The following is a 22,183-nucleotide window of genomic DNA, read 5'->3' as shown; positions in this document are numbered from 1 at the left end:
ATTGAAATAAGTGTTTTTACCCTCATATTAATATTAAGGCTGACCCCGAGGTTTGGAGAAGCATCATGGCTTATAGCGAAAAAGTAATTGATCATTACGAAAATCCCCGTAATGTGGGCGTGTTAGATAAAAACGCAGAAAATGTAGGTACTGGCATGGTGGGTGCACCAGCATGTGGTGACGTTATGCGTCTTCAGATTCAAGTGAACGATAGCGGTGTAATTGAAGAAGCACGTTTTAAAACTTATGGTTGTGGTTCTGCTATTGCTTCAAGCTCCCTAGTTACCGAATGGTTAAAAGGCAAGACTCTTGATCAGGCGCAAGCGATCAAGAATATTGATATTGCGACTGAACTCGCATTACCGCCGGTTAAAGTTCACTGCTCTGTATTGGCAGAAGATGCGATTAAAGCAGCTATTGAAGATTATCGTAGCAAGAAATCTCAAGCCTGATTAGACGTATCCTAGATAAATTAATGGAGTTTTCATGATCCACTTAACTGAAACTGCTGCAACTCATATTCGAAATTACCTGCAGAACCGTGGTAAGGGTGAAGGCATTCGTATTGGTGTGAAAACTTCTGGTTGTTCCGGTTTGGCTTATGTTCTTGAATTTGTTGATGATATTAATGAACATGATCAAGTTTTTGACCAGGCCGGTGTAAAAGTCTTCGTAGATCCTAAAAGTCTGGTTTACCTGAATGGTTTAGAAATGGACTATGTAAAAAATGGCTTAAATGAAGGCTTTGAGTTCAACAACCCGAACCAGAAAGGTGAATGTGGTTGTGGTGAATCTTTCACAGTCTAAATTACCTTTCTCATGTATCGAAGTTAAAACAGTGCTTCTAGCACTGTTTTAACTGTATTTACTAGCCTGGAAATCATCTTTCATGAATCACTTTGAGTTGTTCAATCTTCCTGTAGCACTCGATATTGATTTGGCAATTTTAAAAAATCAGTTTTTAAAATTGCAGCAACAATATCATCCAGATAAAGCCACAGATAAAGACCAAGCACTGATCAAATCAAGTGAAATTAATCAGGCATACAAAATTTTATCACAGGTTGATAGCCGTGCAGCCTATTTGCTGGCCTTAAAAAAGCAGGACTATCATCTTGACCAATCTATTAATGATTTTGAATTCTTGCAGTCAGCTCTGGAAATTCGAGAACAGCTAGATGAAGTTACCGATACTGAGCAGCTTCAAACACTTAAAGAAGAAGTCAGACAATGGATAGATGGACTGGTCCGTGAATTCAAGATTGATTATCAGCAAGAAGACTGGGCTGAAGCACGTGATACCGTGCGTAAATTGCGTTTCTTTCAGAAAGTTTTGAATGACATTGATAAAGCTGAAGACCAGTTATTAGATGATGACAGCTTTGATTTAGATGATGACTATTAATTTTATTTTTATTACTTGTTTACAAGGGATTTAATACATGGCTCTCTTGCAAATTGCTGAACCGGGTCAATCAAGTGCGCCACATGAACACCGTATTGCAATCGGAATTGACTTAGGAACCACGCACTCGCTTGTCGCGACCGTATTATCAGGAAAAACCAAAGTACTGAATGACGAACAAGGTCGTGTATTACTCCCATCTATTGTGCATTACGGCTTAGATTCGACTCACTATGGCGAAGAGGCCAAGCCTTTTGTTACTAGTGACTCCAAAAACACCATTATTTCTGTTAAGCGCTTCATGGGACGCTCACAGACAGATATTAAATTTCAGCACCCATACACATTAGTGGGTGAAGCCAGTCAGATGCCTGCCTTTGAAACTGTACAAGGCCATAAAACTCCTGTTGAAATTTCTGCTGATATTTTAAAGCAATTAAAGAGCCGTGCCGAAGTAAGCTTACAAAATCCGGTAAATGGTGCAGTCATTACCGTACCGGCCTATTTCGATGAAGCTCAACGTCAGGCTACCCGTGATGCAGCTCAGCTTGCCGGACTTAATGTCTTACGTCTATTAAATGAGCCTACAGCAGCAGCTGTAGCTTATGGTTTAGATCAGGCAACCAATCTTGCAACTGATCGTAACTATGTGATTTATGACCTAGGTGGCGGCACTTTTGACGTTTCAATTTTACGTTTCAGTCAAGGTGTATTTGAAGTTCTGGCTACTGGAGGCCATACAGCCTTAGGTGGTGATGATCTGGATCGGTTAATTGTAAAGTGGGCAAAAAAAGAACTTAATATTGAAACATTCAATGATCAGGAATATGCACAGGTATTGTTTGCTGCACGTCGGGCAAAAGAAGCGTTAACAAATGCCGATTCGACCATGTTGACGATATTGGACCATACTTTACAGCTTGACCGCCCAACCTTTGAAAGCATTATTAAAGTTGCACTGGATAAAACGATTAGCGTCTGTAAACGTGTTTTGCGTGATGCTAAACTTGAATTATCGGATATTCAGAATGTTGTATTGGTTGGGGGATCTACTCGCTCTTATGCAGTCCAGCGTGCTGTTGCAGAAGTATTCAATCAGGAACCGCTTTGTACTATTAATCCAGATGAAGTTGTGGCAATTGGTGCAGCTATTACTGCGAACCAACTGATTGGTAATACTCAAGAAGGTTCATTATTGTTAGATGTTACACCATTATCGCTTGGTCTTGAAACCATGGGTGGACTGGTAGAACGTCTGATTGGGCGTAACACCCCCATTCCGGTAGCTCGCCGTCAAGAATTTACGACTTATCAAGATGGTCAGACTGCTATGCTGATTCATGTCGTGCAAGGTGAACGTGATCTAGTAGAACACTGCCGCAGTTTGGGACGTTTTGTATTACATGGTATTCCACCTATGACTGCCGGACAGGCCCGTATCGAGGTCACCTTTCAGGTGGATGCGGATGGTTTGCTAACAGTAAGTGCCAAAGAAACTACGTCTGGTGTAAATGCCAAAATTGATATTAAACCTTCTTATGGCCTTTCAGAAGCAGATACTGAACGTTTACTCCTTGAGGGTTTCAAATATGCTGAAGAAGATAAAGATTTACGGCACCTACAAGAAACCAAAGTAGAAGCACAACGTGAACTGGAAGCACTGGAGCAAGCATTAAAGGTTGATGCCGAGCTTTTATCCAAAGACCAGTTAACCGAACTTCAAGCTGCAAAAAATGCTTTAAAAGGCCAATTGGAGCAAAATGATATTCATTCAATTGAGCAGGCAGTTAAACAGCTCAAAGTCCATAGTGATACTTTCGCAGCCTTACGTATGAATCAGCATATTGATCATGCATTAAAAGGTACTAAACTTGATGATTGGTCAAACTCAAACTAGAAAACAGGTAATGACTTATGCCACGTATTAAAGTTCTTCCGCATGCGCAAATTTGCCCAGAAGGTGCCGAGTTTGAAGTTGAACACAATGCCAATCTCTGTGAAAGCCTATTGAAAAATGGCATCAAAATTGAACATGCCTGTGATATGTCCTGTGCCTGTACGACTTGCCATGTCATTGTACGGCAGGGGTTCGACAGCCTTAAAGAAATGAATGATGTAGAAGCAGATCTACTAGACCGTGCTTGGGGGCTAGAGCCTGACTCTCGACTTTCCTGTCAGGTAAAAGTGGTAGAGGAAGATCTGGAAATTGAGATACCTAAATACACTATTAACCACGCTTCTGAAAATCACTAAAAAAAGCCCCTTACGTAAGGGGCTTTTTTAATAGGAACATTAATAACAAGAGTTTAAAACTGATCAACCTTCATATCATTAAAATTTTTACGATTTGAGGTATTCACATGTTCTTGCTCGACCGGCTTGATTTCATCAGCCAGATTAAGCTTAGCTACGCCATGAGAATTCGTTAATTTTTGCTGGGTACGGATGCGCTCAATCATTTGCTCCAGTACTTCCACCAGCTCACTATATTCAAAGTTTTCTACTTCTTCCAGATTAAGAATCAGATGAAATCCTTTATATTCATAATCAAACCATTGCTGATGCTCAAGCCGATGTACCGAGAATTTTTCCATAACTTGCCAAGTACGGACAGGTTCCTGAAATCCCTTTAAATAAATAGGTGTTTTAGGAATACACAGAAATTCACTTCTGATCAGTTTATAAGTTTCATCCGCAATCAGGATCTCGTCAATCTCGGCGGCATATTGTAGACGTGCAGCCAAATTAGCATCTCGACCCACAATCGTATAAGCCATACGATGAGCAGCACCATAATTACCCACATGGCAATATCCTGTACTGATCCCCATACGGATATGTAACGCCGGATATCCCATTTTTTTCCAACGTTCACGTAATAACTTCATCTGCTGGCGCATAGCAATTGCCATTTCGATACAAGTTTTCGCGTCCTGCTCTACGCCTTGACTATCTGGATCACCAAAGAAAATCAGTATGGCATCACCCATAAATTTATCAACGGTAGCGCCATATTGCTTGGCGATATCTGTCATATGGCTCAGATATTCATTTAATAAAAATGCCAGATCATCAGGAATCAGAGTCTCAGAAAGTTCAGTAAATCCTTGGATATCTGAAAAAAAGATTGTCATTTTTTTTCGTTTGTATTCAATTTTAGCCTCTACTTCACCATTCATAATCTGCTGACAGAGCTGTAAAGGAGCATAGCGGCTTAACTGATTTGCAAACTCAATATAACGGTTCATTTGTTCAAAATAGTAAAGACGCTGCTGATCGAGCTTTTGAATATGCTGATTCTGATAATAATTACCTAAATTAATAAAAATGATGAGGCATAATAAACCGATGACTGTCAGTTCTGGTGAAGTAACTTCAAAGTACTGGAGAGTGCCAAAGACAAACAGGCTATGAAAATAAAAAATAATTATGCTCAGTAAGGCAGCAACCGAAGCCATCAAAAAAGAAATTTTATTATTGATTGATGTGTAAACCAGACCAAAGATAGCTAGAAAAGTAAGGGTCAAGCTCAGGTGTACAGCAGCCAATGTAGTGGCCACAACAATCACATCTAGTAAGAATAATATATTTCTTTTTATTTTATAGTCAAAGCGGTACTTCAACCAACGCTCTAGGCGCCGGCTTACTAGTAAAATCCCCAAAAAAGCAAATGGAAGATAAATTTGATAATTGGTCTCTGGAGCGGTGAAATAATAGATCACCACTGTCAAAGACAGCATGAGATAACCAATTAATCGATGTATAAACTCGAAATGTAAAGGATGCTGCTTTCCTGTTACACGGTTTAGCGACACTCCCGCTCTCCAGTGACTGCGTGAAGACCATACCGGTAGCATGGTCTTGAACAGGTGTCTACTACTAATCCATACGCCAATCAAACGGCATATCACCCTGACCACGCAGCGCCAGCATTAATGTCTGACGCATATGTGCCAGAACATCATTGGTATAAGGTACAGCAGGTGTACCCCATACAGGTTTAGGCCATGCAACATCATTCTGATAGCGAACAACATGATGGAAATGCAATTGTGGAACCATATTGCCCAAAGCAGCTACATTCATTTTATCTGCCCGGAACACACGGGCAAGCTGACTTGATAGCCAGCTTGATTCGCGTAAGAATTGTTCTTGGTCAGCTTGGCTAAGTTCGTATAATTCAGTAATGCCAGGTACACGTGGCACAAGGATAAGCCACGGGAATTGCATATCATTCATCAGACGACATGTTGAAAGCGGAAAATCGCCAACAAAAAAAGTATCTTGAGCAAGTTGTGGATGCAAACTAAACATATCTTTATAAATGATGCAATAACAATGATAGCTAATACTATCACATCCAATATGGTGTGAATATTCTGAGAACTGCCTTTCCTTACAAATAATTATTAATTTATCTCAAATTTTATAAGTCCAAGATAAATGAATAAAGGTACCTGTTGCTTTAAGTTTTTTTTATTACTTACTGATACTTAACCCGTCAAAAAGGTTTGCGAAGACTTGTTCAGTCCTCGCCTTATTTTAGCGATTTAAGTCTGCAGTTAACTGGTCAAGAAGTTTCAAAATAAACTCAATTCTTTGTTCATACTCTTCTAGCATGACCAGCACCTTTAAGCGTTGCCCACCCTCCATGCGAAAGTGAGTCGGCTGTTTTTGCATAAGCTGGATAATACTGATCGCCTGAACAGCTGTATCAGGTGAAAATTCGATACTTCCCCCGTGACTTCCAATATCCACCTTGGTAATTCCAAGTTGTTCCGCTTTCAGACGAATCTGATGCACACTGAATAACTGTTTGACTGGTTGCGGTGCAAGACCGAAACGGTCAACTAGCTCCATACGAATATTATCGAGCTTATCTTGTGTATCGGCATTACTGATACGCTTGTAAAACAAGAGCCGCTGGTGTACATCCCCTAAATATTCATCTGGAATGAGTGCTGGCATGTGCAGGTTAATCTCTGCAGTTAAGGAAAGCGGAGCATCAAAATTTGGGGTCTTGCCCTGCTGAATTGCTTTGGTCGCTTTTTCAAGCATTTCCATATATAGACTATAGCCAATAGCCTGCATAGAACCACTTTGCTGCTCACCTAACAGTTCACCTGCCCCACGGATTTCAAGATCTTCTGTAGCAAGCATAAAACCGGCGCCCAGATTAGAAGCACGTTGAATGGCATCTAAACGTTTCTCTGCATCACCTTTTAAAGCTTTAATCGAAGGTACCAGCAAGTAGGCATAAGCCTGATGATGGGAGCGCCCAACACGCCCACGTAATTGATGTAATTGTGCCAAACCTAATTTATCTGCCCGTTCAATAATAATAGTATTTGCATTAGGGACATCAATACCAGTTTCAATAATGGTCGAGCAAACCAGCACATTATACTGTTTGTGATAAAACTGTTGCATTACCTGCTCGAGTTCACGTTCACGCATTTGTCCATGTGCAACGGCAACTCGTGCTTCAGGAACAAGTGCACGGATATTCTCTGCAGTACGTTCAATACTGTCGACTTCATTATGAAGGAAATATACCTGACCACCGCGAAGTAATTCCCGCAAAATAGCCTCTTTGATAGAAGCATCAGTATGCTCCTGTACAAATGTCTTTACAGCCAGACGGCGTGCTGGTGGAGTGGCAATAATCGACAGGTCACGCATGCCTGAAAATGCCATATTTAATGTACGTGGAATCGGTGTTGCTGTCAGAGTAAGCATATCGACATCTGCACGCATTGCTTTAATACGCTCTTTATCACGCACCCCGAAACGGTGTTCTTCATCGACAATCATTAGTCCCAGATCTTTAAACTGTACATTTTCCTGTAAAAGTTTATGAGTCCCAATTACAATATCGACTTTACCGTCTGCAAGATCCTGAATATTTTTTACATGGGCCTTGTTTGAACCAAAACGAGATAGCACTTCAATACGAACCGGCCAGTCTGCAAAACGGTCTTTGAATGATTCATAGTGTTGCTGGGCTAACAGAGTTGTCGGTACCAGTACCGCGACCTGTTTATTATTCTGTACTGCTACAAAAGCGGCACGCATTGCCACTTCGGTTTTACCAAAGCCTACATCACCACAGACCAGCCGGTCCATAGGCTCAGCTTTTTGCATATCATATAATGTCGCTTCAATAGCATTTGCCTGATCCAGGGTTTCTTCATAAGCAAAACCACTGGCAAACTGCATATACAGACTCTGATCTATTTCAAAAGCAAATCCGGGCTTGGCATGACGGCGGGCCTGAATATGCAGGAGTTCTGCAGCCACATCATGAATTTGCTCAAGTGCTTTCCGTTTAGCCTTGTTCCAGGCATCACTACCAATCTTATGTAGCGGAGCCAAATCCGGGTCACCGCCACTATAACGGCTAATAAGATGCAAGTTAGTAACGGGCACGTATACTTTCGCACCTTCTGCATAATCCAGCTGCAGAAACTCATACTCCTGATCATCAATACTTAAGGTAACCAGCCCTGCATAACGTCCTACACCATGGTCAATATGTACAACAGGTGCACCAATGCTCAGTTCAGTCAGACTACGAATTAAAAATTCTTCAGAAACTTCCTGTTGACGCTTACGACGTCGCTGAACTACCCGGTGCTCATACAACTGATTTTCAGAAATAACGGTCAGCTGATCATTAATGATTAATCCACGCTCAAGTGGAGCAGTAGTAATTGCAATTTTATACTGATCATTCTGAAAAATATTGAAATTTGCAACAGTAGGAATATCACCCAGAGTCGAGCGTAAGGCATCACGTAAACTTTCGCGACGTCCTGCACTTTCAGTTACCAGTAAAACTGGATGCTGAGCGTTATCGATATATTCTTTAACCTGATGAAATGGTTTTTCATGTTTAGGATTAACCGGAAGCCGGGGCGGCTCTGAAACCGCCATATTTATCACACCCGCCTTTTCTTCAAATTGTTCAGATGATGCAATAATTCGGGGAAAATGATTGAGTAACTCAAGTAAAGCATTCGGTTTTAAGAATAAATCTTCTGGTGGCAGAATAGGCTGGTCTGCATTATGACGTCGATCTTCATAACGACGATTAACATCCTTCCAGAAGGTGATCAAACATTCATCTAAATCCCTATCTGTAATGACAATGGAATGCTGAGGTAAGTATGCCGATAGCATGCCTTGAGTTTGAATTGACTGTTTACTAAAGAATAATGGCAGATAGAAATCAATACCCGGTGATGCAATACCTTCCATGACATCCTGATAAATAGGATTCTTTTTTGGATTGGCAGTCGGAAAGCTCTCAGCATAACGGTCACGGAAGGTAGAACGTCCGTCCTTTAACGGAAACTCTTTTGCTGGTAGAACCTTGAATTGAGTTAAATTACTTGTTGTTCTCTGAGTTTCCGGATCAAAAAATTTAAGGCTATCAATTTCATCATCAAACAGATCTATACGGATGGGTGCCTCCTGACCCGAAGCATAGATATCCATAATACTACCGCGTACCGCGAACTCTCCATGATCGTAAACTGTATCTACTAAAAGATAACCAGCCTGTACCAGACGTAGTTTCTGCTGTTCAAGATCAAATTTTTGACCGACACGTATATCGAAATGCTCGCCTAATATCCAGGAAGTTGGAGCAACTCGCTGTGCCAATGTAGAGGCTGAAAGTAGTAATATGCCCTGCTGAGGCATATTAGAAAGTATAGCCAGGCGCTCCGAGACAATATCCTGATGGGGAGATAACCGGTCATAAGGCAGGATTTCCCAATCCGGGAAAATAATCGGTTTTATACCGTAGAACTCCAGCTCACTCTCGAGCTGGGCTACATGCTGGTTATTTTTAGCCACCAAGACTAATAATTGCCGTGATTGTTCAGCAATTTCTTTAAGCAATAGTGCGGCTGAAGAACCAAGTAAAGAGCCTACCCAGCGCTTTTCACCTGCCTTCAATTGTTTTAAATTAAGTTGAGAGATTTCTTTCTGGAACATGTAGATAGATTTAGGCCTAAATGTCATTGCCCATAATATCATGATGTTTTTCGACTTTTAGTTATTTTTAATAAAGACCTTGAAGAATAAAACTATCTATACTCTATCTCGCAGAAATTTTTTATAGTAGCTATTCAGCTTTTCAATAACTTTTTTCAGTTCTTTTAAATTTTGCTCATTATTTCCCAAGCGCTCAACATAACGGCCTGTGGCAATTTCCAGGTCTATTTTTTCATTAATCTGCAAACTGATTTCAAATAATTTTTTTAAATCTTGAAAATTTTCAAGCTTACGATTTGAAAAATATTCAAGACGATTATTTAAATCACTTAGCACAATCCCATCAACGATAGGCCCTTGATCTTGATCAAAGTGAATATTTTGTTCACGTAAATAGGATTGTTCTTCGGTCTCTTTAGCTGTAGTTTTGAAGAGTCGGACAAGTTTGTTAAACATATTTCTAAATCACAGATTAAAATATAAATTTTGAGTCTAAATATAAGCTGTCAAAATAAATAGATTGAATAAAAGATGATAGATTAAAAAAATTGGGCTACTCATATCAAAATAAAAAGCACTTTTATTCAAGTGCTTTTTACTGGTATTCAATGCAGTTTTTTGCGCTTTAGTTAGCCACCGTACTGCTCTTGAAGATAACGAACAATTTTTGCTGATTCAAACATCTTTGTATTAGTATTTGGATCTATCATATAAGGGACCTGAATATCTCGCCCCATCACCTGCATGACTTGCTCACGTTTCCCACCAGAAACAGGCACATACTTGCCTGGCTTAAGTCTTAATTTTGCTGGCCCCATATCTTGCCAGCGTTCCTTGGCAACATTATGCAAAATATATGGAATTTCCAGCTCACTCAGTACGCTACGAACTACGCGTGAATAAGGGCTGCCTTCAAAACTCCATAATTCTAGTAATTGCTCAGGCGCATCACCTGTATTGACCTTAGAAAAAGCACCTCTTAACCCATTAACAAGAGTTCCCACAATAGCAACATAAGGTATTTTCGGATAATTCTGATAGGCTTTAGGTACTCGCCCATTCCTGCCATAGTACTTGAATAAGTGAGCAATAATCTGCTCCGATTCATACAGTTTGTCGCCGGTGTTTTCATCAATCAGAAAAGGAAATTGCAGTTTACCGCCCTCTTTTTGGACTATGGGCCTGAAACGGGTACCATTACGTGGACAAGGGTAGATTTCCACATCCAGATTTAAAAGTGTCAATACTTCCCGTACACGACGGCAAAATGGTGAAGCTTCAAACTCATAAAGCTTGAGTGGTTTTTCGGGCTGATGAGGATGGGGCGTTCCCGATACACCTCTTCCACCTTCTGTAAAACTAGAAACCAGCGCCTGAATTACTTTAGTTTGATGATTCACCATATTTTTTCCTTATAATTATGCTTCTACAAGCTTTTCTTTCGATATGACAATACCATTATTATCGGCATAAATATAATCACCGGCATGAATAGTCACTCCACCAAAATACAAAGTTACATCAACTTCGCCAATGCCTTTACGGTTACTTTTTTGTGGAATGGCAGCCAATGCATGTACCCCCAGATCCAGCTCTGCAATTGCATCAACATCACGTATACAGCCATAAATAATTACGCCATTCCAGTGATTCTTTACAGCTGATTCAGCAATCATGTCACCCATAAGTGCACATCGCATGGAAGCACCGCCATCTACTACCAGTACTTTACCCGTTCCATCTGTAGCAAGAAGCTCTTTCACCCTTGAGTTGTCTTCGAAACATTTTACTGTAACCACTTGTCCACCAAAGGTTTTACGCAACCCGTAACTTTTAAAGTATTTACCATCAATTGATGGACACATTACTTGTAGTTCTTTATCAGGATTATTATCTAGCAGGTCACAGGTTACGAATTCTGTATTCATGTCTTATCTCCAATTACGGCATATTCTGTATAGCTAAATTATCATAAACTTTATATTTTTCAGTCTGATTTTGCGCTGCCTTGACCATAGTATGAGCTACTTGCCGAGCTGTCACAGGTTTGTATTTAAAATTACCAGGAATATATTTTTCAACTGTACGAAACAGGTTCTGGCTTAAATCCTCCAGAATACGGCTTTCCTGACGCTCTCCGAGCAATAGCGAAGGCCTTATAAATGATATCCGGTTCATATCCATGCTTTGGATATAATCTTCAAGCTCACCTTTAACCCGGTTATAAAAAAATATAGATTCAGATGCTGCACCCATTGCACTTACCAAGAGGAAATGTAGCACATCATCCTGAACCAGCTCAGCAAAATGCGCATTAATGCCGAAATCAGTATTATAAAATGCCTGTTTAGAACCTGCTTTTTTGATGGTAGTGCCAAGACAGCTAAATGCATGAGTATGGCCACTTACATCCTCATCATTTAACATAAAAAAGTCAGATACGACCAACTGCTCTACTTTAGACATTTGCTTATATTCGGCATCTTCTTGCCGCACTGCTACAGTAATGCGTTCACATTCAGCCAGTTGATGTAATTCTCGAACTAGCTCTCGTCCAACTAGCCCTGTTGCTCCAATTACGATGGCACTTTTGATATTTTCAGTCATTTTTTAGCCTATCTTCTTAAATTTCTTATAATCTAACGTTTTCTCTCATTTTTATCTTCAAGTAAAATGTTGTGAAAGCGTCGCGACACTTGACTTCGGCGTGCCATTTCATCAAAATATGGCACTTGTTTACGGGCTGGTTATGGTGTCTTCTGGTGAAGGTCAGTTTCAACTACAGCCCGCCCAGACCAATCTATTTCAAGGAGTGCAAGAGTGGCAAACTCTGCTCAGGCAAAAAAACGTGCGCGTCAAAATGTTACAGCGCGCAAACACAACGCGAGCTTGCGTTCTATGGTTCGTACCTACATCAAGCGTACTTTAAGTGCAATTGCTGCTGGTGATTATGCAGTAGCTACAGAAGCTTATAAAAAAGCTGTTCCTGTAATCGACCGTATGGCTGATAAAGGCATCATCCATAAAAATAAAGCAGCTCGTCATAAGAGCCGCTTAAACACTCAAGTTAAAGCTCTAGCTTCTAACTAAGTGATATATGTAAAAAAGCCCTATAATGGGCTTTTTTTCTGGCTAAAATTTCTCTAGCTCAATTTTTTTTGCTATTTAGAGTAGTAGATATTATTAAAAATAAGAATACTGATATTATTCTGTATGAAATTTAAAGGATTATTACTTATTATCCTCTGACTTACTGAATATTTTTTATCTATCAATTATTATAGAATTTTCTACGGAACCTGTCAGTTGTTATCCTCAGGAAATGTTTGCTTGCTGGGCCTGAAACTGCTGAATAGACAGTTCTTTTAACTCACCTCGCCAAATCCACTTCAGTTTACTATGGTCAAAATCTTCACCTTCAAACCATAGAAATAATCCCTCCATCATTTGTGGCCAGTCGGCTTGGCTAATTTGAGTATGTCCTGAAATTATGGCGACAATAGCAGCAATAATGGTGTCATGACTTACTGCCAGACTTAGACCTCGACAGTTCTGCGGATGAGTGCTGTAAATCAGCTCAAGTACATCCATTACGCCCATAATAGGATTCTTCATACCAGGTAATGTGTTATTGACAAAACTGTTGATAAAGCCCAGTGCACCCTGCTGTTTAAAATAAGGTGCAGCCTGCTGGATATCCAGTACAAAGCTTCCAGGTTCTACCAGTAGACCCTGCTCAACAATTTCAATCGAATGTGTATTTAAAGCCGGAGTTACCTGATCTGCCCCTTCAATCATCAAAGCAGCTGTATCAATACAGCGCTGAATAGGGCTCGAAATACAATGCTGAATCAAGCGATCCGTATTTTTAATGAGATAAGCACCCCATTCATGGGCTAAGTCACGGCCTTGTTCTGTTAACTGCAGGTCGTACCCAGCCAATCCCTGCCCTGCTACAATTTCTCTTAAAGAATGCCGTGTAAACAAGGTTACAGGCACTGAGGCTTCTGGTAACAGTTCCAAGGCTTTATGCATACTGGGCGGCAGTAACTTCAGCGACATAGAATTTCTTAATAACTCAATTTATCTATTACTATAGCATGAGAGTGAGCTGATGTTCAGGGTTAAAGCTTTACTTGCGCCAAAGCCTCAAGCGAGAGAGTCCGTGTTACCTGATTAGTAAATGCTATAAACCCGTTATTTAATACACTGCTACGCGCATTATAGGTAAAAGGTTCTTTCTGTAAACTCAACAGGCCACCACCGATACTTTCCAAAAGCCCCTGCCCGGCGCTTGTATCCCATTCAGAAGTCGGGTGAAAGCGCGGGTAAATATCGATCACGCCTTCTAGCATCATACAAAATTTATAAGCACTCCCCGCTTCACGTCGTACCACGGGGTACTGCTGCGCAATATGATCCATAAATTGCTGATAGCGTATATCTTTGCTGCCGTGGCTTAACCCTACCTGGATTTGCTTATAATCTGCTAGATTTTGCTGATACTGATACCATTGCCGCTGACTGAATTGATAGCGAAATGGTAAATCTTGAAGATAGCCCATGTACATGCGCTTTTCACAAGGTACAACAATGACTGAAAATATAGTTTTATGATGCCTAATCAAGCTGAGATTAATCGTAAACTCATCACGTTCATGAATGAATTCTTTAGTGCCGTCAAGAGGATCTAGCAGCCAGCAAAGCGGCCATTGATGACGTTTTGAATAATCACTTTCTTCTGATAAAACTGGTATTTCAGGTGTAAGATATGCCAACTGTTCCAGTATATAATGATTAATCTTTAAGTCAGCTTGAGTTACAGGTGACTGGTCTATTTTTTTATTAATATTAAAATCATTTCCTGCACAATAACCCTCATACTCTTCTAAAAGAGTTTGGCCAGCTTGCTCAAGCATAGGTAAAAGCTTAAGCATAAGTTCATCTGTAGGTGCTTGAGATTGAATAAACATAAATACAGAGTCCGGACTTGGATGTGTTAAGGCTACCACTAACTTTCATCATTTGCTTGTATACGAAAGTGAAATATATTTTTATCTTCTCTCAGTTTTAGTTATTAAAACATTATATTTTAATAATAGAGCTTCTATTATAAATCAGGAACGTGATACATATCACACTTATTAAGTAGAAAATTTTTATTTAAAATCCCATAGATCTATTTTTAAAGATTGAGTAAACTAAAAAATCCTATTAGAAATTCCTTTATTTTCCAATATAACTTGATGATTATCCTTCTGCATTTTTTCATAAACTTCATTTTTAGCTATAAACCCAAGTAAAATAATAAGACTTATAAGACTAATGATGAGTAACTTATTATTCATTTGTTTCTCCTTATTACTTAGCCCTTATAATTCTAAAGAAATCTAAAACTTTTCATATGACCAAAAATATTAAAACAAAAATAGTAATTTGAATAGAATACTATTTTACCCTTTATCTGAAAAATATTTAAATAATATCAATTTCAAAAACTTATATTTTAATATTAATAAAATAACCCAGATGTACTTTAATAATACTTATAATTTTAATTAGCATAAGCTTATTTATATTTTAACTTATCTATATTTAATATTTTTTATTAGAAGATAAATTCAAAAATTATATATTTTAAAATCTTAGCTAATTAAGTCAGCTTAAATAAAAATTATTTGTATTTAAGTTATAATTTTGAGGAAAAAATAACTTTATTCAGGACAACTATGCTTAAACCAATAATGTTTGATATGGACGGCACACCGTTGGATCTGGCTTTTGACGACTATATCTGGAATCAATGCTTGCCTGAGCACTATGCCCAGTTTCATGGCTACTCCTTAGAGAAAAGCCATCAATATCTACAGCAGCTTTATCTAGATCATAAACACACTTTGAGCTGGTATTCTTCTGCATTCTGGAGCCTACAAACTGGTATCAATACACTAAAAATGCAGCAAAACCATGAAAGTAAAATTTGTCTCAGAGCTGGGAGTTTAGAGCTTTTAGAGCAGCTAAAGGCTGCTGGTCATGTCTGCTGGCTAGTCACCAATGCTGACTGTAAAAGCCTAGAATTAAAACTTGAAAATATACCACTGCGCCCTCATTTTGATTTAATCATCAGCAGTGAACAGATTGGCTATCCTAAAGAAACTCTAGCATTCTGGAAGTACCTGCAGCAACAGCATTCTTTCAATCCGGAACAGGCCGTATTGATTGATGATACAGCTCAGGTCTTACACAGTGCCAAGAAATTTGGAATTAAAAACTTGTTCACTATTCTTCAACCTTCAAGTTTGCAAGCACCTCGCCTGCAAGAACAACTAGATTATCCTGCCATAGATAATTTGATTGAACTCTTTCCTTTTATTTCAGAAACTGCTTATAAGGAAATCAATGTTAAAACAGCATGAAGATGTTGCCGTTGAAAGCATGCGCGTAGACAAATGGCTATGGGCAGCGCGTTTTTTTAAAACCCGCTCAGTTGCGAAAGCAGCAATTGAAGGTGGTAAAGTCCACCATGAGGGTGAACGGGTAAAAGTCTCCAAGGAAATACGTGTAGGAATGGAGTTAACCATTCAGCAAGGATTTGACCGTAAAACCGTAACTATTAAAGCCCTGTCAAACACTCGTGGTCCTGCACCAGTTGCCCAGATGCTTTATGAAGAAACACCCGTAAGTATCGCTCGTCGTGAATTGATTGCATCGCAACGAAAATTGCATAATCTAGCACGACCAGATCATCGTCCGAGCAAAAAAGATCGTCGCGATATCAACAAGTTTAAACAAGGAAATGATCATCAGAATGACCACTCCTGGTCATATAATGATGGTTAAAATTACACGTCATATTGTGTCGCCCAGACCGGAAAACACATAGAAACGTCATTATAAATCTGTCACTATAATCTGGTGGAAACAAGTTTTTACTTTGATACATCCACTTGAGTGAATAGTGATATTACGAAAGTTTTGAGGTTGTGAGATGGATGAGAATAAAAGCAAAGCGCTCAATGCCGCGTTAAGCCAAATTGAGAAACAGTTTGGTAAAAATACGGTAATGCGCCTGGGTGATAATACCGTGCAGGCAGTAGAAGCTGTATCAACCGGTTCTTTAACATTAGATATTGCGCTGGGTATTGGCGGTTTGCCTAAGGGCCGTATTGTTGAAATTTACGGTCCTGAGTCCTCAGGTAAAACTACTATGACATTGCAGGCAATTGCGCAGTGTCAGAAGGCTGGTGGTACTTGTGCGTTTATTGATGCAGAGCATGCACTTGACCCGCAGTATGCACGTAAACTTGGCGTAGATATTGATAACCTGCTGGTTTCCCAGCCAGATAATGGTGAACAGGCATTAGAAATTGCAGACATGCTGGTACGCTCGGGAGCAATTGACCTGATCGTAGTCGACTCCGTTGCTGCCTTGACCCCACGTGCCGAGATTGAAGGCGAAATGGGTGATTCACATATGGGGCTGCAAGCTCGACTGATGAGCCAGGCACTGCGTAAGATTACCGGTAATGCTAAGCGTTCTAACTGTATGGTAATCTTCATTAACCAGATTCGTATGAAAATCGGTGTAATGTTTGGTAGTCCTGAGACCACAACTGGTGGTAATGCATTAAAATTCTATGCATCAGTCCGTCTGGATATTCGCCGTATCGGTCAGGTAAAAGAAGGCGATGAAATTATTGGCTCTGAAACCAAAGTTAAAGTCGTCAAGAATAAAATGGCGCCTCCATTTAAAGAAGCACTATTTCAGATTCTTTATGGCAAAGGGGTTAACCATCTTGGCGAGTTGATTGATTTAGCTGTTCAGCAAGAAATCATCCAGAAAGCTGGTGCATGGTACTCTTACCAAGGTAATAAAATTGGCCAAGGCAAGAATAATGTGATTCGTCATCTGGAAGAAAATCCGGAGCTGGCAGTAGAAGTTGAGCGTCTTATTCGTGAGCAGCTCTTAACTACTAATAATGCGCCGGTGGCAGAAGATGAAGCAGAAGAAGTCCCGGACTTCCTAGAAAGTTAATTGAACTGAAAGAAACGCCCCACGGGGCGTTTTTCCATCTAAGGAAGGATTGCATGTTTAAGCAAAGAAATCAGCAAACTCAACGAAAACCTTTAACCGGAACTCGTTTACGCTCTTATGCTTTTGCCCTACTAACTAAACGCGAATATTCAAAAGGCGAACTGATTGAAAAACTTTGTCTCTATGCAGAGAATCCAGATGAAGTAAGAACATTAGTTGAAGAACTGATTGAAAACTCTTATCAAAGTGATCAGCGGGTAGCTGAAGCGATGCTATCAAGTCAATTACGCAAAGGCAAAGGCCCGAATCGAATTAAACTGGCTCTTAAAACCAAGCAGCTGGATACTGAATTAATTCAAGATAATTTATCTGATATAGACTGGGCGGAGCAAGCTTATCGTCTGAAAGTGAAAAAATTTGGTTTTGAGGTTGAAAAGGAACCAAAACTCAAAGCAAAACAGATCCGCTTTTTACAGTATCGTGGTTTTGAAATGGAAGCAATTATGAAAGCAGTCAACCGAATGGCTGATGAAGAATAGTGGTGGCAACCCCACTAGCAAAACTTCGGCACATCATAGATCTGCTACCGTTGCTACCTTCCGGTCCTGGCGGGGTTCACAGAGTACAATTGCGAGGCTACCAGCGGGGCTACCATTGCAAAACCAAGTATAGAGTTTTTTAACCAAGTTGCAAGTCTCTGCTCATTATTTTCGCACCTTGAGCGTTCAATTGATTATTTCCTCAACGATCTTAAAGATTTAAACAATGAAACTCTTTTACAGGTATAACTATTAATATTATAGGTTAGCCGGAAAAGCTCATGCTCGCCAAATATGCCTGAACATTGTAAAGAGTTATTGCAATTCTTGAGCCAGCCGTTTTTAATGACTGCATACTGTAGAACTTCAGCTAGATATTTTTAGATCCTAGCTGGACAAGACAATAAAGTGATGACCAATCACTCGATATGATGGACCAAAATTATGCTCAATAAGCATTCCCTTCTTTTCATTGCCCTGCTTTGTACAACTCAACTGTACGCAGCCGTTCCAATTGAATCGAGAGGCCTCTCGCAATCCTCTAGCTACAACAATGCTTCTACTGCCACACCAACTGTAAACAGTAATCCGACTTGGGATTTGGTACAGAAAAACCAGAATCTGGAAAATGACATACGTACTTTACGTGGTCAGCTTGAAGAACAAGCAAATGAAATTGACCAGCTCAAAAAAGAGTTAACAAATCGTTATACAGATCTTGATCAGCGTATTGAACTATTACTTCAAAAAATTGACCCTGAAAGCGCTAATGCAAATGAAGAGGCAAGTAGTGAAGAAACACAGGCTCAACCAGCAGCTGCTACTTCTGTAAGCCCTATCGCATCTAATAGTACTTCTAGCAATTTGCCTCAAGGCAATAGTTCTACTCAAGCACCGAGCGACTTAGAAAAAGCAGCTTATACTGTCGCTCTGGATGCATACAAACAGGGCGGTGCCAAGAAAGCTATAGCCCCAATGCAGAATTTTATCAAGAACCATCCAAACAGTATTTATACGGGAAATGCTTACTTCTGGCTGGCTGAGTTTAATCTGGCAGTAGAGCCGCCAAATTATAAAGAAGCCAAGAAAAACTATGCCATAGTAGCAGATCAATACCCGACCTCAGCCAAAGCCTCACGAGCGTTGTATCAACTCTACAGCATTGCCAAGGATGTCGATAAAGATACTGCTTCTGCTAACCGATTTAAAAACAAACTCATTAGCACCTATCCAAAGTCTGAAGAAGCAGGCTATTTTAAATCATAGAAAATTATTTTAGCTAAACCAGCTTATAAAAAAAGACACCACTTGGCGTCTTTTTTTATAACAGCTCATGCTTAGCGCACAATACCACGCTTTGACTGTTCCAGTGAATCAATCAATAATTGTACTTCACTAATTTCAGGAAGAATTTCTGCACGAATTTTCTCAATAGCCTGCTCTGTCGTCAGACTGGCTTTATAGATCAGCTTAAAAGCTTCTCTAAGCCCTTGAATTACACTCTTTGACCAGCCTTTACGTCGCATACCTTCAACGTTCATACCGAATGCATGTGCAGGATTACCTGATACCATTACATATGCAGGCACATCTTTTAAAATAAGCGATGCGCCGCCAATCATGCTATAAGAATCAATTTTGCAGAACTGATGGATACCAGAGTTTCCACCAACAATTACAAAGTCACCGATATGAACGTGACCTGCTACTCCTACATTATTTGCAAAAATATTATGATCACCAATAACACAGTCGTGAGCAACATGGGTGTTCACCATCAACAGATTATGATCACCGATTTTAGTCAAACTTTTATCTTGAACAGTCCCCCGATGTAAACTGCAATGTTCACGAATCGAGTTATGATTCCCAATCTCAAGCCAAGTTTCTTCACCTGCATACTTCAGGTCCTGACATATTTCTCCGACACTGGCAAACTGAAATATTTCATTCTGCTCGCCAATTCGGGTAAAGCCCCCCACTACAACATGTGAGTGGAGTTTTGTACCAGCTCCAATAGTTACATTTGGGCCAATAATACAATAAGGTCCAATCTGTACATCTGGAGCAATTACTGCAGATGAGTCAATAATAGCGGTAGAATGAATGAAGTCGTTATTGCTCATGCCTGCTCTATACTTGCTGATGCGAAACCATAATTTCCGCTGTAGTTGCTACTATACCATCGACGCTGGCAGTACATTGATATTTATAAATGCCGCGTCTTTGCATTACCAACTCTGATTTTAATACGAGTTGGTCACCCGCAACCACCTGTTTTTTAAATCTTACTTTCTCAGCTCCTGCAAAAAGAAACAGAGAACCTTCTGATGGCTTTTGTTCATTCATGATAAAGCCAAGAATACCAGATACTTGAGCGAGTGCCTCTACAATCAGTACCCCCGGCATAAGTGGATAGTTAGGAAAATGTCCTTGGAGAAATTCTTCATTAATCGATACATTTTTATATCCGACAATTCCATTTTCTGTCACCTCAGTAATCCGGTCTACTAGCAGAAAAGGATAACGGTGTGGAAGATATTCGCGGATGGTTTGAATGTGCATTGGTAATTCAGGCACAGCAAATGCTGGGATTTTAGACTCGGTCATCATATTCTATTTACGCAATTTAAAAGTTGATTCAAGAGACTCAATTTGAGATTGCATATGATCAAGTCGTTTGGTCAGTTGGGTCAATGGCACATCTGCTAATTGTCTTAGCCGTACAACTGTACGTTTCCAGTGATTATTTTCAAAAATACCTGTACCTGAAGAATACGTTCCAGGCTCAGAAATATTTTTTGTGACCATTGACATTCCCGTCAGAGTCACATTATCAGTAATAGTCAGGTGTCCTACTACCCCACATGCTCCAGCCAGTATACAGTTTTTGCCAATTCGGGTACTTCCTGCAATACCACATTTGGCCGCAATTGCAGTATGTGCACCAATATGAACGTTATGTGCAATTTGCACAAGGTTATCAATAACTACACCTTCCTCTATAACTGTATCGTCAAGTGCGCCTCGATCGATACTGCAATTTGAACCGATCCGCACATCATTCCCTATATGAACTGAGCCTAGCTGTACAATTCGGTGCCATTTTCCCTGATAAGGTGCAAAGCCGAAACCTTCACTGCCAATAACAGTATTAGCATGAATTCTGACACGGTCAGCAATTTTAGATTCACCGGTAATGGTCACATGAGAGTCAATAAAACATTGCTTGCCAATTTCCACACCATCATCAATCTTTGCATGTGACCGTATAACTGTATGATCACCTATTACACAGTCCTCACCAATAACCACATAATGACCTATATAAGCTGTATCAGATATAATTGCGGAAGAGTGAATCTGAGCCGTATTTTCAATACCTACTGCTTTTGTTTTTCTCTCAAAAGCATGGGTTAAGATGGCAAAAGCTAGATAGGGATTAGGCACAATCAAGAAATTCTGATGCTCTGGAAGCTGTGCCTGTAGCTCTGCAGTGGTAATCAGCACGCCCGCCTTGGAAGAACGTGCCTGCTCAAGATATTTATGCCCGTTTACAAAAGCAATCTGATTATTCTGGGCATTTTCCAGACTGGCAAGTCCTTGCAATTCGAATTGCGGTTGTCCGACAAGCTGCCCCTGTACCAGATGAGCCAGCTCTTCCAGACGATAACGTTGTTGTTTCATTGATTATTTAATTGCATTGACCTTTTGAATCATTTTATCAGTTAAATCCTGTTTAGGGTCATAGGCAAGTGCCGAGTTTTTATTCAAAACAAGATCAAGGTTATTTTCTTGGCGCAATTGTTCAGCAGCCTGTTTGACACGAGCCTCAAAGGTTCTATTCATAGTTTGAAGTGTAGTCTGCACTTGTGTCTGTAAAGATTGCTGCAGTGTATTAAATTCGCCCATTTTAGCTTGATACTGCGCACTTAGTTTCTGTGCTTCAGTCTCGCTGATTTTATTATTACTTTGTGCTTTCTGGCGTAAAGCTTCAATCTCTTTACCAATCTGTTCCAGACGGGTGCTAGAAGGTTTGACTGACTGGCTCAAGCTGGCATTTTGCTGCTTCAGATAGGTACTGTTTTCAACAATACGCTCCAGATCAATCACCCCATATCCTGCCGCATGAGTAAGACCAGCCAGACTCAGGCCTAAACTTACCACCAGTGGTCTTATTATTTTCATGTAGAACATCCC

The 22,183-nt window shown here is 40.0% G+C and carries 25 protein-coding genes and 1 other RNA gene; 11 read left to right on the top strand and 15 right to left on the bottom strand.

The window, feature by feature from the left end:
• The first annotated feature begins 65 nt into the window (after positions 1-65).
• The 5 genes from iscU to fdx all read left to right on the top strand — a co-directional run bounded on the left by iscU (position 66) and on the right by fdx (position 3,658).
• Positions 66-452 (top strand): Fe-S cluster assembly scaffold IscU, encoded by a 387-nt coding sequence (gene iscU, locus N518_RS0107070; RefSeq protein ID WP_005014568.1) that lies wholly within the window; start codon positions 66-68, stop codon positions 450-452.
• A gap of 34 nt (positions 453-486) precedes the next feature.
• A complete protein-coding gene (gene iscA / locus N518_RS0107065; RefSeq protein ID WP_005014569.1) occupies positions 487-807 on the top strand; it encodes an iron-sulfur cluster assembly protein IscA in 321 nt (106 codons plus the stop codon).
• A gap of 82 nt (positions 808-889) precedes the next feature.
• Positions 890-1,405 carry a Fe-S protein assembly co-chaperone HscB gene (gene hscB, locus N518_RS0107060; protein ID WP_005025694.1) on the top strand — a complete coding sequence of 172 codons (516 nt, stop codon included), beginning with the start codon at positions 890-892 and terminating at the stop codon, positions 1,403-1,405.
• Between the two features lie 37 nt (positions 1,406-1,442).
• Entirely contained in the window at positions 1,443-3,302 is a 1,860-nt protein-coding gene (gene hscA / locus N518_RS0107055) for a Fe-S protein assembly chaperone HscA (protein ID WP_005025693.1), read from the top strand.
• Between the two features lie 17 nt (positions 3,303-3,319).
• Complete coding sequence (gene fdx, locus N518_RS0107050; protein ID WP_005014575.1) at positions 3,320-3,658, top strand: ISC system 2Fe-2S type ferredoxin; 339 nt, start codon at positions 3,320-3,322, stop codon at positions 3,656-3,658.
• 53 nt (positions 3,659-3,711) lie between these two features.
• On the opposite strand, the gene N518_RS0107045 is transcribed toward fdx, so the two are convergent.
• From N518_RS0107045 to N518_RS0107015, 7 genes are all read right to left on the bottom strand, one after another.
• Positions 3,712-5,220, bottom strand: coding sequence for an adenylate/guanylate cyclase domain-containing protein (locus N518_RS0107045; RefSeq protein ID WP_005025692.1), 1,509 nt, complete (start codon positions 5,218-5,220; stop codon positions 3,712-3,714).
• Positions 5,221-5,284: 64 nt separating this feature from the next.
• Positions 5,285-5,719: an HIT domain-containing protein gene (locus N518_RS0107040; RefSeq protein WP_005014577.1), complete on the bottom strand. Its 435-nt coding sequence runs from the start codon at positions 5,717-5,719 to the stop codon at positions 5,285-5,287.
• Positions 5,720-5,947: 228 nt separating this feature from the next.
• Complete coding sequence (gene mfd / locus N518_RS0107035; protein WP_005404176.1) at positions 5,948-9,409, bottom strand: transcription-repair coupling factor; 3,462 nt, start codon at positions 9,407-9,409, stop codon at positions 5,948-5,950.
• A 96-nt stretch (positions 9,410-9,505) separates the two neighbouring features.
• On the bottom strand, positions 9,506-9,865 hold the full coding sequence (locus N518_RS0107030) for a hypothetical protein (RefSeq protein WP_005025691.1): 360 nt from the start codon (positions 9,863-9,865) through the stop codon (positions 9,506-9,508).
• Between the two features lie 173 nt (positions 9,866-10,038).
• Positions 10,039-10,812: a glutathione S-transferase N-terminal domain-containing protein gene (locus tag N518_RS0107025; RefSeq protein WP_005025690.1), complete on the bottom strand. Its 774-nt coding sequence runs from the start codon at positions 10,810-10,812 to the stop codon at positions 10,039-10,041.
• A 15-nt stretch (positions 10,813-10,827) separates the two neighbouring features.
• Positions 10,828-11,337 carry a ribonuclease E activity regulator RraA gene (rraA, locus tag N518_RS0107020; protein ID WP_005025689.1) on the bottom strand — a complete coding sequence of 170 codons (510 nt, stop codon included), beginning with the start codon at positions 11,335-11,337 and terminating at the stop codon, positions 10,828-10,830.
• Positions 11,338-11,350: 13 nt separating this feature from the next.
• On the bottom strand, positions 11,351-12,016 hold the full coding sequence (locus N518_RS0107015) for an NAD(P)H-binding protein (RefSeq protein ID WP_005025688.1): 666 nt from the start codon (positions 12,014-12,016) through the stop codon (positions 11,351-11,353).
• A gap of 213 nt (positions 12,017-12,229) precedes the next feature.
• Between N518_RS0107015 and rpsT the strand changes: the two genes are divergently transcribed.
• Complete coding sequence (rpsT, locus tag N518_RS0107010; protein WP_005014584.1) at positions 12,230-12,499, top strand: 30S ribosomal protein S20; 270 nt, start codon at positions 12,230-12,232, stop codon at positions 12,497-12,499.
• Positions 12,500-12,724: 225 nt separating this feature from the next.
• On the opposite strand, the gene N518_RS0107005 is transcribed toward rpsT, so the two are convergent.
• From N518_RS0107005 to N518_RS17215, 3 genes are all read right to left on the bottom strand, one after another.
• Positions 12,725-13,471 carry a phosphoglycerate mutase family protein gene (locus N518_RS0107005; protein WP_005025687.1) on the bottom strand — a complete coding sequence of 249 codons (747 nt, stop codon included), beginning with the start codon at positions 13,469-13,471 and terminating at the stop codon, positions 12,725-12,727.
• A gap of 62 nt (positions 13,472-13,533) precedes the next feature.
• On the bottom strand, positions 13,534-14,382 hold the full coding sequence (locus tag N518_RS0107000; RefSeq protein ID WP_005025686.1) for a 3'(2'),5'-bisphosphate nucleotidase CysQ family protein: 849 nt from the start codon (positions 14,380-14,382) through the stop codon (positions 13,534-13,536).
• A 228-nt stretch (positions 14,383-14,610) separates the two neighbouring features.
• The gene (locus N518_RS17215; RefSeq protein WP_005014591.1) at positions 14,611-14,757 is read right to left on the bottom strand and encodes a hypothetical protein; all 147 of its coding nucleotides are present in this window, start codon (positions 14,755-14,757) and stop codon (positions 14,611-14,613) included.
• A 381-nt stretch (positions 14,758-15,138) separates the two neighbouring features.
• Here N518_RS17215 and N518_RS0106990 point away from each other — a divergent pair, with 381 nt between their 5' ends.
• From N518_RS0106990 to N518_RS0106975, 4 genes are all read left to right on the top strand, one after another.
• A complete protein-coding gene (locus tag N518_RS0106990) occupies positions 15,139-15,825 on the top strand; it encodes an HAD-IA family hydrolase (RefSeq protein WP_005025685.1) in 687 nt (228 codons plus the stop codon).
• Positions 15,809-16,249 carry an RNA-binding S4 domain-containing protein gene (locus N518_RS0106985; RefSeq protein ID WP_005025683.1) on the top strand — a complete coding sequence of 147 codons (441 nt, stop codon included), beginning with the start codon at positions 15,809-15,811 and terminating at the stop codon, positions 16,247-16,249. Before N518_RS0106990 ends, N518_RS0106985 begins: the two co-directional genes overlap by 17 nt.
• 148 nt (positions 16,250-16,397) lie before the next feature.
• On the top strand, positions 16,398-17,444 hold the full coding sequence (gene recA, locus N518_RS0106980) for a recombinase RecA (RefSeq protein WP_005025682.1): 1,047 nt from the start codon (positions 16,398-16,400) through the stop codon (positions 17,442-17,444).
• 53 nt (positions 17,445-17,497) lie between these two features.
• On the top strand, positions 17,498-17,983 hold the full coding sequence (locus tag N518_RS0106975) for a regulatory protein RecX (RefSeq protein ID WP_005025680.1): 486 nt from the start codon (positions 17,498-17,500) through the stop codon (positions 17,981-17,983).
• Between the two features lie 9 nt (positions 17,984-17,992).
• On the opposite strand, the gene ffs is transcribed toward N518_RS0106975, so the two are convergent.
• An RNA gene (gene ffs, locus N518_RS16725) (signal recognition particle sRNA small type) lies at positions 17,993-18,089 on the bottom strand.
• Positions 18,090-18,424: 335 nt separating this feature from the next.
• On the opposite strand from ffs, the gene N518_RS0106970 reads away from it, so the two are divergent.
• Complete coding sequence (locus N518_RS0106970) at positions 18,425-19,249, top strand: YbgF trimerization domain-containing protein (protein WP_026055470.1); 825 nt, start codon at positions 18,425-18,427, stop codon at positions 19,247-19,249.
• Between the two features lie 71 nt (positions 19,250-19,320).
• Here N518_RS0106970 and lpxA read toward each other — a convergent pair whose 3' ends face one another.
• The 4 genes from lpxA to N518_RS0106950 are packed head-to-tail and all read right to left on the bottom strand — an operon-like array spanning position 19,321 to position 22,171.
• Positions 19,321-20,109 carry an acyl-ACP--UDP-N-acetylglucosamine O-acyltransferase gene (gene lpxA / locus N518_RS0106965; protein ID WP_005025678.1) on the bottom strand — a complete coding sequence of 263 codons (789 nt, stop codon included), beginning with the start codon at positions 20,107-20,109 and terminating at the stop codon, positions 19,321-19,323.
• Positions 20,110-20,116: 7 nt separating this feature from the next.
• Complete coding sequence (gene fabZ / locus N518_RS0106960) at positions 20,117-20,593, bottom strand: 3-hydroxyacyl-ACP dehydratase FabZ (RefSeq protein WP_005405310.1); 477 nt, start codon at positions 20,591-20,593, stop codon at positions 20,117-20,119.
• Between the two features lie 6 nt (positions 20,594-20,599).
• Entirely contained in the window at positions 20,600-21,670 is a 1,071-nt protein-coding gene (lpxD, locus tag N518_RS0106955) for a UDP-3-O-(3-hydroxymyristoyl)glucosamine N-acyltransferase (protein ID WP_005025677.1), read from the bottom strand.
• 3 nt (positions 21,671-21,673) lie between these two features.
• Positions 21,674-22,171, bottom strand: a complete 498-nt coding sequence (locus N518_RS0106950) for an OmpH family outer membrane protein (protein ID WP_005014611.1) — start codon at positions 22,169-22,171, stop codon at positions 21,674-21,676.
• Between the last annotated feature and the right edge of the window lie 12 nt (positions 22,172-22,183).

It is taken from the genome of Acinetobacter sp. UNC436CL71CviS28 (genome assembly GCF_000620525.1).
Lineage (GTDB): Bacteria > Pseudomonadota > Gammaproteobacteria > Pseudomonadales > Moraxellaceae > Acinetobacter > Acinetobacter radioresistens.
The sequence above is the reverse complement of the archived record's forward strand: the minus strand, read 5'-3'. Positions and strand labels throughout refer to the sequence as shown.

Coding starts and splice junctions, on each gene's coding strand:
- iscU (WP_005014568.1), top strand. CDS start 66: ATGGCTTATAGCGAAAAAGTAATTGATCATTACGAAAATCCCCGTAAT.
- iscA (WP_005014569.1), top strand. CDS start 487: ATGATCCACTTAACTGAAACTGCTGCAACTCATATTCGAAATTACCTG.
- hscB (WP_005025694.1), top strand. CDS start 890: ATGAATCACTTTGAGTTGTTCAATCTTCCTGTAGCACTCGATATTGAT.
- hscA (WP_005025693.1), top strand. CDS start 1,443: ATGGCTCTCTTGCAAATTGCTGAACCGGGTCAATCAAGTGCGCCACAT.
- fdx (WP_005014575.1), top strand. CDS start 3,320: ATGCCACGTATTAAAGTTCTTCCGCATGCGCAAATTTGCCCAGAAGGT.
- N518_RS0107040 (WP_005014577.1), bottom strand. CDS start 5,719: ATGTTTAGTTTGCATCCACAACTTGCTCAAGATACTTTTTTTGTTGGC.
- mfd (WP_005404176.1), bottom strand. CDS start 9,409: ATGTTCCAGAAAGAAATCTCTCAACTTAATTTAAAACAATTGAAGGCA.
- N518_RS0107030 (WP_005025691.1), bottom strand. CDS start 9,865: ATGTTTAACAAACTTGTCCGACTCTTCAAAACTACAGCTAAAGAGACC.
- N518_RS0107025 (WP_005025690.1), bottom strand. CDS start 10,812: ATGGTGAATCATCAAACTAAAGTAATTCAGGCGCTGGTTTCTAGTTTT.
- rraA (WP_005025689.1), bottom strand. CDS start 11,337: ATGAATACAGAATTCGTAACCTGTGACCTGCTAGATAATAATCCTGAT.
- N518_RS0107015 (WP_005025688.1), bottom strand. CDS start 12,016: ATGACTGAAAATATCAAAAGTGCCATCGTAATTGGAGCAACAGGGCTA.
- N518_RS0107005 (WP_005025687.1), bottom strand. CDS start 13,471: ATGTCGCTGAAGTTACTGCCGCCCAGTATGCATAAAGCCTTGGAACTG.
- N518_RS0107000 (WP_005025686.1), bottom strand. CDS start 14,382: ATGTTTATTCAATCTCAAGCACCTACAGATGAACTTATGCTTAAGCTT.
- N518_RS17215 (WP_005014591.1), bottom strand. CDS start 14,757: ATGAATAATAAGTTACTCATCATTAGTCTTATAAGTCTTATTATTTTA.
- N518_RS0106990 (WP_005025685.1), top strand. CDS start 15,139: ATGCTTAAACCAATAATGTTTGATATGGACGGCACACCGTTGGATCTG.
- N518_RS0106985 (WP_005025683.1), top strand. CDS start 15,809: ATGTTAAAACAGCATGAAGATGTTGCCGTTGAAAGCATGCGCGTAGAC.
- recA (WP_005025682.1), top strand. CDS start 16,398: ATGGATGAGAATAAAAGCAAAGCGCTCAATGCCGCGTTAAGCCAAATT.
- N518_RS0106975 (WP_005025680.1), top strand. CDS start 17,498: ATGTTTAAGCAAAGAAATCAGCAAACTCAACGAAAACCTTTAACCGGA.
- lpxA (WP_005025678.1), bottom strand. CDS start 20,109: ATGAGCAATAACGACTTCATTCATTCTACCGCTATTATTGACTCATCT.
- fabZ (WP_005405310.1), bottom strand. CDS start 20,593: ATGACCGAGTCTAAAATCCCAGCATTTGCTGTGCCTGAATTACCAATG.
- lpxD (WP_005025677.1), bottom strand. CDS start 21,670: ATGAAACAACAACGTTATCGTCTGGAAGAGCTGGCTCATCTGGTACAG.
- N518_RS0106950 (WP_005014611.1), bottom strand. CDS start 22,171: ATGAAAATAATAAGACCACTGGTGGTAAGTTTAGGCCTGAGTCTGGCT.